Source organism: Pseudomonas sp. GW821-FHT09C10, from assembly GCF_059418085.1.
This window is the reverse complement of sequence record NZ_JBWKPE010000011.1, coordinates 18,197-33,051: the sequence shown is the minus strand read 5'-3', so window position 1 is coordinate 33,051 and position 14,855 is coordinate 18,197. Positions and strand designations below refer to the sequence as shown.

The following is a 14,855-nucleotide window of genomic DNA, read 5'->3' as shown; positions in this document are numbered from 1 at the left end:
TTTGGCGGGGCTTTTTTTGCTTTTCTCTACAGACAGAACAGGGTTGTACACCTTCTGTCATCCTGACTGAAGAATTCCCCCGCCCGGCCGATAACCCCCTTATAGCACTTAGCCTTCATCCTCTCTTGTCAGCCCGCGCCGCATGATGCAACCTTGCCGCAGGCAACAGTAAAGAGGGCGTGAGCCCGGCGCCGTGCGCGTTATTTGAAGTGAGTTCCTCCCATGAAAAGCCAACCCGATGTCGCCCGTATGGCGGCCGAGGTAGTGACGCAGTTACCGGTGCCTTCGCGCCTCGGTATGCTGCGTTTCGAGCGGCTTAATGAGGCAAGCTGGGCCCTTCTGTACCTCGACCCTAACTGCGAGCGCCAATTCGGCCTGTCGGCGGTCGAGCTGTGCGCGCTGCTCGGCACCCCCTTCGCCAGCCTGATGGAGCCTCAGGCGCGCTACCAACTGCACGACACCATCCAACAGCAACTGAGCGACAGCCCTCACTACCTGGTGCGCTACACCCTGCACACCAACGATGGCCCCCTGAGCCTGCTGGAAATGGGCGAAGCCTACAAACAACACAATCGCCATCTGCTGCGCGGCTACCTGATGGTGGTCGACGGCCTGTTCAACGAAGTCTCCCTGCCTGCCCCGACGGAGGACCTGGAAAGCCAGAACAGCCGCCTGCAGATCGCCCTGGAGCTCAACCAGCGCGCCCAGCAGGAACAACTACAGCACCTGGAGCGGGTGCGCGCCCAGCAGGAGCTGATCCTGTTGCTGGCCCGCCAGCGCTACACCGCCAACAATTCGTTGCAGGAAGCCGCAGAGCTGATCACCCGCAGCGCCTGTGACATCTACCAGATCGACTGCGCCAGCATCTGGAACCTCGAAGGCCAGCGCCTGGTACCGATCTCGGCCTACCACCGCGATGACCAGCAGCACCACCTGCCCGAGCCCATCGACGCCAGTTGCTTTCCGGATTACCTGGAAGCCCTGCACACCAGCCGGGCAATCGACGCGACCAACGCGATGCGCGACCCGCGCACCCGGGAAATGGCCGAGAACCTCCGCGCCAAGGATATCCACGCCATGCTCGATGCGAGCATCCGCGTCGACGGCCAGGTGGTCGGTGTGCTGTGCCTGGAACAGGGTGGCAGCTCACGTGTCTGGCAGGCCGATGAAATTGCCTTTGCCGGCGAACTGGCCGACCAGTTCGCGCAAGTGATCAACAACCACAACCGCCGTACCGCCACCAGCGCCCTGCACCTGTTCCAACGTGCCGTGGAGCAAAGCGCCAATGCCTTTTTGCTGGTCAACTGCGACGGCGTGGTGGAGTACGTCAACCCAAGCTTTACCGCGATTACCCAATACAGCGCCGAAGAGGTCCACGGCCACCGCCTGGCCCAGCTGCCGGCCCTGGAAAACCTCAGCGAACTGCTGTTCGACGCACCGTCAAGCCTGGCCAAGAGCAACAGCTGGCAGGGCGAGTTCAAGAGTCGACGCAAAAACCTCGAGCCCTACTGGGGCCAGCTGTCGATTTCCAAGGTGTATGGCGACAACCGTGAGCTGACCCACTACATCGGCATCTACGAAGACATCACCCAGAACAAGCTGGCCCAGCAGCGCATCGAACGCCTGGCCTACACCGATAACCTGACCAACCTGGGCAACCGTCCGGCATTCATCCGCAACCTCGATGAGCGCTTTGCCCGCGACAGCGACAGCCCGATCAGCCTGTTGCTGGTGGACATCGACAACTTCAAGCGCATCAACGACAGCCTCGGCCACCAAACCGGCGACAAGCTGCTGATCAGCCTGGCCCGCCGCCTGCGCAACAGCCTGAGTGCCGGCGGCAGCCTGGCGCGTTTTGCCAGTAACGAATTCGCGGTGCTGCTGGACGACACTGACCTGGAAAGCGGCCAACAGGTGGCCAGCCAGTTGCTGGCGACCCTCGACAAACCGATGTTCGTCGACAACCAACTGATCAGCGTCACCGGCTCCGTGGGCCTGGCCTGTGCGCCGCTGCACGGCCGCGACCCGCAGACCCTGATGCGCAACGCCGGCCTGGCGCTGCACAAAGCCAAGGCCAACGGCAAACACCAGGTTCAGGTGTTCACCGAAGCCTTGAATGCCGAGGCCAGCTACAAGCTGTTTGTGGAGAACAACCTGCGTCGCGCCCTGACCCAGAACGAACTGGACGTGTTCTACCAGCCCAAGCTGTGCCTGCGCAGCGGCCGCTTGCTGGGCATGGAAGCGCTGTTGCGCTGGAACCATCCGGAAAAGGGCATGATCCGCCCCGATCAGTTCATCAGCGTCGCCGAAGAGACCGGCTTGATCATCCCGATCGGCAAATGGATCGCGCGCCAGGCCTGCCGCATGAGCAAGCAACTGAGCGCCGCCGGCCTGGGCAATCTGCAGGTGGCGATCAACCTGTCGCCCAAGCAATTCTCCGACCCGGACCTGGTGGCCTCGATCGCCACGATCCTCAAGGAAGAACAGCTGCCGGCCAACCTGCTGGAACTGGAGCTGACCGAAGGCCTGCTGCTGGAAGCAACCGAAGACACGCGCCTGCAACTGGACCAGCTCAAGAGCTTCGGCCTGACCCTGGCCATGGACGACTTCGGCACCGGCTACTCGTCACTGAGCTACCTGAAAAAATTCCCCATCGACATCATCAAGATCGACCGCAGCTTTATCCACGAAATCCCGGACAACCAGGACGACATGGAAATCACCTCGGCCGTGATCGCCATGGCCCACAACCTCAAGCTCAAGGTGGTGGCCGAAGGCATCGAGACCGCCGAGCAACTGGCGTTCCTGCGTCGGCACCGTTGCGACGTTGGCCAGGGCTACCTGTTCGACCGGCCGATCCCCGGTGCAGAGCTGCTCGAGAAGCTTAGACGCTACCCGCGCGGGCCAATCGCCTGACAGCGCTGTAACACTCGGGCACACTGGCTGTCTGAAATTTACCGCTAACCCAACCTGACGAGAGGACTGCTCATGGTCTTGCGCTCGGAAATTCTGGTGAACAAAAACGTGCTGCCTACTCAAGAACAAGCGTTGCCCGGTCGTGAAACCCCGATGAACCTGCCGCAGACGCACTTCGTCAACGGCAACCCGCTGCTGGGCCCGTTCGTCGACGACGTCGGCTTCGCGATCTTCGGCCTGGGGTGTTTCTGGGGCGCCGAGCGCAGGTTCTGGCAGCGCGATGGCGTGGTCAGCACCGTGGTCGGCTATGCCGGTGGTTTCACGCCGAACCCGACGTATGAAGAAGTCTGCTCGGGCCTGACCGGCCACAGCGAAGTGGTGCTGGTGGTGTATGACCAGGCCAAGGTGAACTACGAAGACCTGCTGAAGATGTTCTGGGAACTGCACAACCCGACCCAGGGCATGCGCCAGGGTAACGACATCGGCACCCAGTACCGCTCGGTGATCTATGCGACCACGCCTGAGCAACTGGCGGCGGCGCAGGCCAGTGCCGAGGCGTATCAGGCTGAACTGACCAAAGCGAGCCTGGGTGTGATTACCACCGAGATCGACGAGGCGCCGACGGTGTACTTCGCCGAGGCGTATCACCAGCAGTACCTTGCGAAGAATCCACAGGGCTACTGTGGGATCGGTGGCACCGGCGTGACTTGCCCGATCTGAAGATCGGAGCTGCAAGTTTCAAGCTGCATGTGGTGTTTTCTGCTCTCACTTGCAGCTTGAGGCTTGAGGCTTACAACTACTCAGCTATGAGCCAATCCATCTGCCACCCACCCTGGGTCTGGCCAAGCTTCTTGGACAGCCACGGCAGCAGCTCGCGCAACTCCTCTTCCAGGCCCCACGGCGGGTTGGCAATCGCCAGGCCCGAGCCGGTCAGGGTGTTGGGCGTGTCCAGCGGATGCACCAGCAATTCCACGCGCAGCAACTTCGGCGCACCGGTGCCGGCCAGGTCCTGGTAGAAACGGCGCAGCATGCGCTGGTCCTTCACCGGGTACCAGATCGCCGCGACGGTCTGGCGCATACGGCTGACGGCTTCCTTGAGGGAGGCAGCGCAGCGCTGCATTTCGTCGAGTTTTTCAAACGGCGGATCGATCAGCATCAACGCACGCTTTTCCGGCACCGGTAACAGCGCGCGCGGCACATGCCAGCCTTCGCCCAAATGAACCTTGACCCGACGATCGCCCTTCATGTTGTCCTTGAGCAGCACGCCATCTTCCGGGTGCTTTTCATTGAGCAACACGCGGTCCTGGGGGCGCGTAAGGCGGCGCGCCAGCTCCGGCGAGCCCGGGTAGTAGCGCAACTGGCCATCGGGGTTCATCTCGTGCAGCACGCGCACGTAATCGGCGGTCAACGCGGGTAGATCGTCGGCGCCCCACAAACGCGCGATACCTTCCAGGTACTCACCCGTGCGATTGGCCTGATCACCTTGCAGGTCGTACAGGCCAATCCCGGCATGGGTGTCGAGGTAGGCGAACGGCTGCTCCTTACGCGACATCAGGGCGATGAGGCGGGTCAAGGTCAGGTGTTTGAAGACATCGGCGTGGTTGCCGGCGTGAAAGGCGTGACGATAATTCATGGTTGCTCCTGCGCAGGGGGCGAAGTTTACCTTCTACGGGCGCAAAGGTGCAGGGCCGCATGCCGGGCGGTGCTTATGCCGCAAACGCAGGCAGCCCGTTGAAAAAAATCTAAATGCCGACGGCGAGGCGGATTTATTGTGGCCATCCACCACTCCAGGGAGGTCAATAACAATCATGAAAGACGCCACCATCGCGCTGCACTACGGTTTCAAGTCGGACCCGACCACCAAGGCGGTCGCCGTGCCGATCTACCAGAACGTCGCCTTCGAATTCGATAACGCCCAACACGGCGCCGACCTGTTCAACCTGGACGTACCCGGCAATATCTACACGCGCATCATGAACCCCACCAACGATGTGCTGGAGCAGCGCATCGCCGCCCTTGAAGGCGGTATCGCAGCGCTGGCCGTCTCGGCCGGCAGCGCGGCGATCCACTATGCCATCCAGACCTTGACCCGTGCGGGTGACAATATCGTCACCACACCGCAACTCTACGGTGGCACCTACACGCTGTTCGCCCACCTGCTGCCGAGCTTTGGCGTGGAGGTGCGCTTCGCCCGGGACGACAGCGCCGCCGCCATCGCCGAACTGATCGACGACAACACCAAGCTGGTGTACTGCGAAAGCATCGGCAACCCGGCGGGCAATATCATCGACATCGAAGCCCTGGCCGACGTCGCCCATGCCCGCGGCGTGCCGCTGGTGGTGGACAACACCGTGGCCACGCCGATCCTGTGCAAACCGATCCAGTTCGGCGCCGACATCGTGGTGCACTCGGTGACCAAGTACGTCGGCGGCCATGGCAACTCCCTGGGCGGTGTAATTGTCGACAGCGGCACGTTCCCGTGGACGAAATACTCGGATAAATTCCCCGGCCTCAACCAGCCCGAGCCGGCCTATCACGGCGTGGTCTATACCGAAAAATTCGGCCCCGCCGCCTTCATCGCCCGTGCCCGTACCGTGCCACTGCGCAACACCGGCGCGGCGTTGGCCCCGATGAATGCCTTCCTGTTGCTGCAAGGCCTGGAAACACTGGCGTTACGCATGGAGCGCCACACCGAAAACGCCCTGAAAATCGCGCAATTCCTGCAAGGCCATGCCCAGGTGGAATGGGTCAGCTACGCCGGCCTGCCGGACCACCCGCACCACGCATTGGCGCAGAAATACATGCAGGGCAAACCGTCGGCGATCCTGTCCTTCGGCTTGAAGGGCGGCTTTGATGCCGGTGTGCGCTTCTACGACGCCCTGCAAATCTTCAAGCGCCTGGTCAACATCGGCGACGCCAAGTCCCTGGCCTGCCACCCTGCCTCCACCACTCACCGGCAGATGAACGAGCAGGAACAGGCCAAGGCCGGCGTAAAGCCGGAAATGATTCGCCTGTCGGTGGGTATCGAAGCGGTCGAAGACCTGATCGACGACCTGCAACAGGCGCTGGCCTCAACTCAACTCTGAGTCCAGGTAGCCCGCCAACGCTTCAGGGCTGATATCCGCGCTGCGTACGAAGTAGGCGACCTTGTGCTGCAAGGTCGCCGGCGTGAAGGCGGCATACAGGTCGGGGCGCTGTTCTTCCAGCCACTGCAGCAGGTTGTCGATCAGGGTCTGCGGCGACTGCGCGGCCAAGTGCGCCAATAACGCGTCAGGCACTCGCCACCAAGGGCTGGCCTTGGCCGCAGTGACCGATGGCGTCGCCACGCTCAACGGCTGGCCATTGATCAGATAGCGCTGGAACACGGGCAGTACTGCGCCGATTTCATCGCCCAGTTTCTGCACAATCGGCAGAAACTGGGCGCCATCCCAGAAGCGCAGGAATACGCTCCGCTCATCGGGAAGCACTATCTTGGTCAGGCCTTGCAGGTGAGCAACCACGACTTCCAGCGGGCTGGACGATACCGCCAGCCAACCCCAGTCCGAAGCGTCAGTGGCTGCGATCCAATCGAGGAAGGCACTGTCGGGTTCGACAATCCCTGCGTAGGGCATCACCTCATCCCACCCGGCATAGGCCGTGCCTGCCCAGAGCGCTTGAGGCAACATCCCGTCGGCCGAGACTTGCCACGCAGCCAGCGGCTTCGCGTCGCTGGCACTGCTCAGTACCACGTAAAGCCGCTCATTGGGGAGTAGAGGGAATTGTGCCAGCCAGTCATCGGGGCTCAAGGGTTGGGACATCAGGGTAAATTCCTTTTAAGGTTGAATGGAATGGGAGGGCACACTGCCCGTCACTGCAGCGTTGGCACTCTTCACAAAACGGCGCGCTCCGTTTCAGGCTGGCGACCTGTATCCGGCTCAGCGGTGCAGGTATAACCGCCAGCAACGCCGCTTTCACCCCAGGCATCAATGGCGACGCCGCCGGAGCAGGCGCGCCTCCCAGTTGAATGGGCGTGCTGCTGAAAATCCCCTCTGCCGACAGCGTGATCGACTGCCCACCGGCCTGGATGGTCACGCTTGCGCCCGCATCAATGACAACACTCTGCCCGGCGCCCATCCGGATGGCCCGCCCGGCCCGCATCTGCTGCGAACCGCCGACCACCAGATGATCGTCCTGCTTGAGTTCCGTCAAACGGTTGCCATGGGTGATGCGCTGCTCTTCGCCTTGCAGCTCATGGTGCGACTCACCACCCACCCGGATGCGTCGCCGATGGTCGATCTGCACCTGCTGGTCATGCAGCACATGCTGGGTCCAATCCCGCTGGGCGCGCAGGTAGATCTCCTCGGCGCCCTTGCGGTCTTCGATGCGCAGTTCGTTGTAGCCACCACCACCGGGGCTGCTCTGGCTACGGAAGATGCTGCGGGTCTTGTCTGCCGGCAGGTCGAGGGGGACCGGGGTCGCCGCGTTCGGCAGGCAGCCCATCACCAGCGGCATGTCCATATCGCCATTGGCGAACCCCACCAGTACTTCCATGCCCACTCGCGGGATAAGTACCGAGCCATAGCGGTCATGGGCCCAACCGCTGGCCACCCGCAGCCAGCAGCTGGAATGATCGTCATGCGCCCCAGCGCGATCCCAGGCCAACTGCACCTTGACCCGGCCGTATTCGTCGCAGTGGATTTCACTGTCGACGGGGCCGGTCACCACTGCGTTTTGATAACCCGACAACGCCGGCCGCGCCTGCTCAGGCAAGGGTGGGCGGAAGATCACGTCCCACGGAGTCGCCACACATTCATTGCGATACCCCTGAAGAAAATCTCCACCGCCAACCTCGGTGACAGCCTCCTCCAGAACCTGGGGCTGCCTGCCTTCGTGGGTCACTTGCGTCACCAGCCACACGTCATTCCATTCGTCCCGCGGATGCCCGGTCAACTTGAAGAACCGGCCGCTGCTCAATGCAGGGTCATCGCCGCTGGCACGGGCTATTCGATAGTCGCTACGGTGCCGCTCCAGGCCACGTTGCGCGAGATATTTGCCGTGGGGGCGATCGGAAAAGTGACCGGGGTAGGCCTGCGCCTCAAACCGTGGAAGCTGTTCGCCGACCACGCCACTCTCCAGCACCAGGCTTGGCTTGAGAAAGTCGTAGTCACGCAGGTTGACCGCGGTGGTGCGGGTTTCCAACCGCAGCGCAAAGCGCTTGATGGCCGGCGTATCCGCCACCATCCCGGAGCCCGGCATGTAGGGCGTAGGCTGATCGGGCGGGGCGAAAACGGTCTGGTCATCGCCAAACACCAGCAGGTGTCCTTCGGGCGAATGCTGGAAGTGATAGTGAATCCCCTGTTCGGCACACAGGCGCTGAATGAAGGCCAGGTCGCTCTCGCCAAACTGCACGCAATACTCGCGTTCGGGATAGGCACCACTGAGGTGAAATTCGAATTGGTCCGCATGGAGCCGCTGCTCCGCCAGCACCTGCGCAATGATCTGCGGCACCGTCTTGTGCTGGAAGATCCGCTGGTGACTGCTGTGCGCGAGATAGGCCAACTGCGGCACAAGGCTGATCTGGTAACGTGTCAGCCGCCGCCCGGAATCGCCCTGCGCCACCCGATAAACCAGGCCGTGGACACCACGGCCGTGAGCGTCGAAGCCCAGGTATGCCGGACGATGCAGCAGGCTTTCCAGGTCCAGGTCGGGCTGTTCGCTGACCAGTTCAAGATCAAAACGATACGGCTGGCTGATGGCTTCGCGGCCCTGGAACTCAAACACCTTGAGTTCACTTGGCACACCGTCGAGGGTCAGGGTAAAGGCACTTTGATTGGCAGGAGCGAACATCCGGTGTTTCTCTGCGAGGGGTAGGCGGGAGATTCTGCACCACTGCCTCACCCTGCCGGGCACAGCCCAAATAAATCAGTAAAACCCTACATGTGTACGTAGGAGTCCTACTCAGTCCAGCTCGAATCGCACGCAAAAAAAGACCCGCCATCCGTAGGACGCGGGCCTTCTTTTAATTCATCGAGCGCTCAGCGCCCGGCAAATCACTTGTTGAGGTTGTAGTCTTTTTCCGCCGCATCAAAGCGCTCGACCATACCGGCTGTCGGTGCGCCCAGCTTGCTCACGACGTAGATCGCCAGGCTGGCGAAGATGAAGCCTGGGATGATTTCGTACAGGCCCAGCAGTTCGAAGTGCTTCCACACGATCACGGTGACCGCGCCGACCAGGATCCCGGCCAGTGCGCCGTTACGGGTCATGTTCTTCCAGATCACCGAGATCAGCACCACAGGGCCGAACGCCGCGCCGAAACCGGCCCAGGCGTAGCTCACCAGGCCCAGGACGCGGTTGTTCGGGTTGGCGGCCATGGCGATGGCAATCAAGGCCACCAGCAGTACCATCAGGCGGCCGACCCAGACCAGTTCAATCTGGGAAGCGCTTTTGCGCAGGAAAGTCTTGTAGAAGTCTTCGGTCAGGGCACTGGAGCACACCAGCAACTGGCAGCTCAGGGTGCTCATGACCGCAGCCAGGATGGCCGACAGCAGTACGCCCGCGATCCATGGGTTGAACAGCAACTTGGCCAGCTCGATGAACACGCGTTCATGGTTCTCGTTGACCGGGCCCGCCACTTCCGGGTGCGCCGAGAAGTAGGCGATGCCGAAGAAGCCCACGGCCACGGTGCCGCCCAGGCACAGGATCATCCAGGTCATGGAGATGCGACGCGCGTTGGCAATCGACTTCACCGAATCCGCCGCCATGAAGCGCGCGAGGATGTGTGGCTGGCCGAAGTAACCCAGGCCCCAGCCCATCAGCGAGATGATGCCGATGAAGGTGGTGTTTTTCAGCATGTTGAAGTTGTCGGGGTTCTTGGCTTCGATGGCCAGGAAGGTGGTGTCGACGCCACCGGTGGCCAGCAGCACGATGATCGGCGTGAGGATCAGCGCGAAAATCATCAGCGTGGCTTGTACGGTGTCGGTCCAGCTGACAGCCAGGAAACCACCCACGAAGGTGTAGGCAATCGTCGCCGCAGCGCCGGCCCACAGCGCGGTCTCGTAGGACATGCCGAAGGTGCTTTCGAACAGGCGGGCACCGGCCACGATGCCGGACGCGCAGTAGATGGTGAAGAACACCAGGATCACGACCGCAGAGATGATCCGCAGCAGGCCGCTTTTATCTTCGAAACGGCTGGAGAAGTAGTCCGGCAGGGTCAGAGCGTCGCCGTTGTGCTCGGTCTGTACCCGCAGGCGACCGGCCACGAACAGCCAGTTGAGGTAGGCACCGACGATCAGGCCGATGGCGATCCAGCTTTCCGACAGGCCGGACATGTAGATCGCGCCCGGCAGGCCCATCAACAACCAGCCGCTCATGTCGGAAGCACCGGCTGACAAGGCAGTCACCACGCTCCCGAGGCTGCGACCGCCAAGGATGTAATCGGAAAGGTTGTTGGTGGAGCGATAGGCCATGAAGCCGATCAGCACCATTGCTGCGATGTAGATCACGAACGTGATCAGGGTTGGATTACTAACGCTCATAGGAGTGACGCCCTGGCTTTGTTTTTATGTAGCGGCGGTCTGTCAGACGGCCACCTACTGGAAGTAGGTAAACGTAACTGCGTGCCGCGCATTTATGACTGACGTTTCCCCAGGAAAGCCGCCAGCCGATGAACCAAACCCTAAAGCCGGTTGCACCTTGGGCGCGAATGCTATTCAACAAAGCAAATAAGGTGCAACCAGTTTCTTGGGAATAAGTTGCACCCAAGTGTAAAACACGCAAAACGCCCCTTTTTTGCTCCTTTTCGGAGCAAGAACAGCCGATCTCAGAAGCAAATGCACCAAGCCGAAGCGGATTCCGTCGGCGGCCAATTTTTTTCCGATCAAGCGACGAAAAATTCACCAACAAAATGGGTTGCACCCGGTTGCACCTCTCCCTGAGCAAAGCTAATCTTGCCGCCAGCTGATGCCACTCGGTAGTGGCACCCATGAGGATAAGAAAATGGCTACGACCACCCTTGGGGTCAAACTCGACGACCCGACCCGCGAACGCCTCAAGGCGGCCGCGACCTCCATTGATCGCACGCCGCACTGGCTGATCAAGCAGGCGATTTTCAATTACCTGGAGAAACTCGAGGGTGGTGCAACCCTGACCGAGCTCAACGGTTTGAGCAGCAAGGACGCTGACGACGCAGGCGAAGTCCAGAGCGACCACGCCCACCAGTGCTTCCTTGAGTTCGCCGAGAGCATCCTGCCGCAATCCGTACTGCGTGCTTCGATCACCGCCGCTTACCGCCGCCCAGAGCCGGAAGTGGTGCCGATGCTGATCGAGCAGGCCCGCCTGCCGGTGCAAATGGCCGAAGCCACCAACAAGCTCGCCGCGTCGATTGCGGAAAAACTGCGCAATCAGAAGAGTGCCGGCGGCCGTGCCGGGATTGTTCAGGGCCTGCTGCAGGAATTCTCGCTGTCGTCCCAGGAAGGCGTAGCCCTGATGTGCCTGGCCGAAGCACTGCTGCGGATCCCGGACAAAGGCACCCGCGACGCGCTGATCCGCGACAAGATCAGCACCGGCAACTGGCATCCGCACCTGGGCAACAGCCCGTCGCTGTTCGTCAACGCCGCTACCTGGGGCCTGCTGCTGACCGGCAAACTGGTCGCTACCCATAACGAAGCCGGTCTCACCTCATCCCTGAGCCGCATCATCGGCAAAAGCGGCGAGCCGATGATCCGCAAGGGCGTCGACATGGCCATGCGCCTGATGGGCGAGCAGTTCGTGACCGGCGAAACCATCGCCGAAGCCCTGGCCAACGCGAGCAAATTCGAAGCCAAGGGTTTCCGCTATTCCTACGACATGCTCGGTGAAGCCGCCCTCACCGAACACGACGCGCAAAAGTACCTGGCCTCGTACGAGCAAGCCATTCACTCCATCGGCAAAGCCTCCCACGGCCGTGGGATTTATGAAGGCCCGGGCATCTCCATCAAGCTGTCGGCCCTGCACCCGCGTTACAGCCGTGCGCAGTACGAGCGCGTGATGGATGAGCTGTACCCGCGCCTGCTGTCCCTGACCCTGCTGGCCAAGCAATACGACATCGGCCTGAACATCGACGCCGAAGAAGCCGACCGCCTGGAGCTGTCGCTGGATCTGCTCGAGCGTCTGTGCTTCGAACCGCAGTTGACCGGCTGGAACGGCATTGGCTTCGTGATCCAGGCCTACCAGAAGCGTTGCCCGTATGTGATCGACTACGTCATCGATCTGGCACGCCGCAGCCGCCATCGCCTGATGATCCGCCTGGTAAAAGGCGCGTACTGGGACAGCGAGATCAAGCGCGCCCAGGTCGAAGGCCTGGAAGGCTACCCGGTGTATACCCGCAAGGTGTACACCGACGTTTCCTATATTGCCTGTGCACGCAAGCTGCTGTCGGTACCGGAAGTCATCTACCCGCAGTTCGCTACGCACAACGCCCATACCTTGTCGGCGATTTACCATATCGCCGGTCAGAACTATTACCCCGGCCAGTACGAGTTCCAATGCCTGCACGGCATGGGTGAACCGTTGTACGAGCAGGTAGTAGGCAAGGTTTCCGAAGGCAAGCTGAACCGTCCGTGCCGCGTGTACGCACCGGTCGGCACTCACGAAACACTGCTGGCCTACCTGGTGCGTCGCCTGCTGGAAAACGGCGCCAACACCTCGTTCGTCAACCGCATCGCCGACCAGTCCATCTCGATCCAGGAGCTGGTGGCCGATCCAGTGGCCAGCATCGAGCAGATGGCGACGCTGGAAGGCGGCTTCGGCCTGCCGCACCCGCGTATCCCGCTGCCCCGTGACCTGTACGGGAGCGACCGTGCCAACTCGGCCGGTATCGACCTGGCCAACGAACACCGCCTGGCATCGCTGTCCTGCGCCCTGCTGGCCACCGCGCACAACAACTGGAAGGCCGCGCCGATGCTCGGTTGCGCCGCCAGCGAACAAGCGGCGGCACCGGTATTGAACCCGTCCGACCTGCGTGACGTGGTCGGTCACGTGCAAGAAGCCACTGTCGAAGACGTCGACAACGCGATCCAGTGCGCCATCAGCGCCGGCCCGATCTGGCAGGCCACCCCGCCCGCCGAACGCGCAGCGATCCTGGAACGTGCCGCCGACCTGATGGAAGGCGAGATCCAGCCGCTGATGGGCCTGCTGGCCCGCGAAGCCGGCAAGACCTTCGCCAACGCCATCGCCGAAGTGCGTGAGGCCGTGGACTTCCTGCGCTACTACGCGGTACAGGCGCGCAACGACTTCACCAATGACGCCCACCGCCCACTGGGCCCGGTGGTGTGCATCAGCCCGTGGAACTTCCCGCTGGCGATTTTCAGTGGGCAAGTGGCTGCCGCACTGGCCGCCGGTAACCCGGTACTGGCCAAGCCTGCCGAGCAAACCCCGCTGGTCGCCGCACAAGCCGTGCGCATCCTGCTCGAAGCCGGTATTCCGCAAGGCGTACTGCAATTGCTGCCGGGCCAGGGTGAAAGCGTGGGTGCACGCCTGGTGGGCGATGATCGCGTCAAGGGCGTGATGTTCACCGGTTCCACCGAAGTCGCGCGGCTGCTGCAACGCAATGTCGCCGGGCGCCTGGATGCCCAGGGCCGTCCGATCCCGCTGATCGCCGAAACCGGCGGCCAGAACGCAATGATCGTCGACTCCTCGGCACTCACCGAACAAGTGGTCATCGACGTGGTGTCCTCGGCCTTCGACAGCGCCGGTCAACGTTGCTCGGCCCTGCGTGTGTTGTGCCTGCAGGAAGATTCGGCAGACCGCGTGATCGAAATGCTCAAGGGCGCCATGGCTGAATGCCGCCTGGGCAACCCGGAGCGCCTGTCGGTGGACATCGGCCCGGTGATCGACGCCGAAGCCAAGGCCGGCATCGAGAAACACATCCAGGCCATGCGCGACAAAGGCCGCAATGTGTACCAGGTGGCGATTGCCGACGGTGAAGAAATCAAGCGCGGCACCTTCGTGATGCCCACCCTGATCGAGCTGGAAAGCTTCGACGAACTGCAACGGGAGATCTTCGGCCCGGTGCTGCACGTGGTGCGCTACAAGCGCAAGGAGATCGACCAGCTTATCGGCCAGATCAACGCATCCGGCTATGGCCTGACCCTGGGCGTACACACCCGTATCGACGAGACCATCGCCAAGGTGATCGACAACGTCAATGCCGGTAACGTCTACGTCAACCGCAACATTGTCGGTGCCGTGGTCGGCGTGCAGCCGTTCGGCGGCGAAGGCCTGTCGGGCACAGGCCCGAAAGCCGGTGGTCCGCTGTACCTGTACCGCTTGCTGTCGACCCGTCCTACCGATGCGATCGAGCAATCCTTCGTACGTGGCGACAAGCTGGCGGCACCGGATGTACGCCTGCGCGACGCCATGAGCCAACCGCTGACCGCCCTGAAAACCTGGGCCGACAGCAATAAGTTCAGCGAACTGAGTGCGCTGTGCAGCCAGTTCGCCGCGCAATCCCAAAGCGGTATCACCCGTCAGTTGGCCGGCCCGACCGGCGAGCGCAACAGCTACGCCATCCTGCCCCGCGAGCACGTACTGTGCCTGGCGGACGTGGAAGGCGATCTGTTGACTCAACTGGCGGCGGTATTGGCCGTCGGCGGTTCGGCGGTATGGCCGGAAACCGACCTGACCAAGGCCGTGTTCCCACGCCTGCCGAAGGAGATTCAGGCGAAAATCAAGCGCGTGGCCGACTGGACCAAGGACGAGGTGGTGTTTGACGCCGTCCTGCACCACGGCGATTCCGACCAACTGCGTGGGGTGTGCCAGCAAGTGGCGCAGCGTGGCGGGGCGATTGTCGGGGTACATGGTTTGTCTCAGGGCGAGACCACGATTGCCTTGGAGCGCCTGGTGATCGAGCGTGCGTTGAGCGTTAACACCGCTGCTGCCGGCGGTAATGCCAGCCTGATGACCATCGGCTAACTGAATGTGGG

At 62.0% G+C, this 14,855-nt stretch carries 8 protein-coding genes; 4 read left to right on the top strand and 4 right to left on the bottom strand.

All coding sequences use genetic code 11. The features are described 5' to 3' along the window. Nucleotides 1–222: 222 nt before the first annotated feature. Nucleotides 223–2,916 (top strand): putative bifunctional diguanylate cyclase/phosphodiesterase, encoded by a 2,694-nt coding sequence (locus AC07OT_RS20420; protein WP_495108909.1) that lies wholly within the window; start codon nucleotides 223–225, stop codon nucleotides 2,914–2,916. A gap of 72 nt (nucleotides 2,917–2,988) precedes the next feature. Continuing rightward, the gene (gene msrA, locus AC07OT_RS20415) at nucleotides 2,989–3,636 is read left to right on the top strand and encodes a peptide-methionine (S)-S-oxide reductase MsrA (RefSeq protein WP_495108908.1); all 648 of its coding nucleotides are present in this window, start codon (nucleotides 2,989–2,991) and stop codon (nucleotides 3,634–3,636) included. Between the two features lie 76 nt (nucleotides 3,637–3,712). Here msrA and AC07OT_RS20410 read toward each other — a convergent pair whose 3' ends face one another. Then, complete coding sequence (locus AC07OT_RS20410) at nucleotides 3,713–4,549, bottom strand: 23S rRNA (adenine(2030)-N(6))-methyltransferase RlmJ (RefSeq protein ID WP_495108907.1); 837 nt, start codon at nucleotides 4,547–4,549, stop codon at nucleotides 3,713–3,715. A gap of 175 nt (nucleotides 4,550–4,724) precedes the next feature. Here AC07OT_RS20410 and AC07OT_RS20405 point away from each other — a divergent pair, with 175 nt between their 5' ends. Next, nucleotides 4,725–6,002: an O-acetylhomoserine aminocarboxypropyltransferase/cysteine synthase family protein gene (locus AC07OT_RS20405; RefSeq protein WP_495108906.1), complete on the top strand. Its 1,278-nt coding sequence runs from the start codon at nucleotides 4,725–4,727 to the stop codon at nucleotides 6,000–6,002. On the opposite strand, the gene AC07OT_RS20400 is transcribed toward AC07OT_RS20405, so the two are convergent. From AC07OT_RS20400 to putP, 3 genes are all read right to left on the bottom strand, one after another. Beyond that, nucleotides 5,988–6,713 carry a DUF4123 domain-containing protein gene (locus AC07OT_RS20400; protein WP_495108905.1) on the bottom strand — a complete coding sequence of 242 codons (726 nt, stop codon included), beginning with the start codon at nucleotides 6,711–6,713 and terminating at the stop codon, nucleotides 5,988–5,990. The two genes, AC07OT_RS20405 and AC07OT_RS20400, sit on opposite strands and share 15 nt — an antisense overlap. After that, a complete protein-coding gene (locus AC07OT_RS20395) occupies nucleotides 6,688–8,742 on the bottom strand; it encodes a type VI secretion system Vgr family protein (RefSeq protein WP_495108904.1) in 2,055 nt (684 codons plus the stop codon). The genes AC07OT_RS20400 and AC07OT_RS20395 overlap by 26 nt, the downstream gene beginning before the upstream one ends. Before the next feature lie 203 nt (nucleotides 8,743–8,945). Then, nucleotides 8,946–10,430 (bottom strand): sodium/proline symporter PutP, encoded by a 1,485-nt coding sequence (gene putP, locus AC07OT_RS20390; RefSeq protein WP_065940820.1) that lies wholly within the window; start codon nucleotides 10,428–10,430, stop codon nucleotides 8,946–8,948. 460 nt (nucleotides 10,431–10,890) lie between these two features. Here putP and putA point away from each other — a divergent pair, with 460 nt between their 5' ends. Next, complete coding sequence (putA, locus tag AC07OT_RS20385) at nucleotides 10,891–14,844, top strand: trifunctional transcriptional regulator/proline dehydrogenase/L-glutamate gamma-semialdehyde dehydrogenase (protein WP_495108903.1); 3,954 nt, start codon at nucleotides 10,891–10,893, stop codon at nucleotides 14,842–14,844. Nucleotides 14,845–14,855 lie beyond the last annotated feature (11 nt).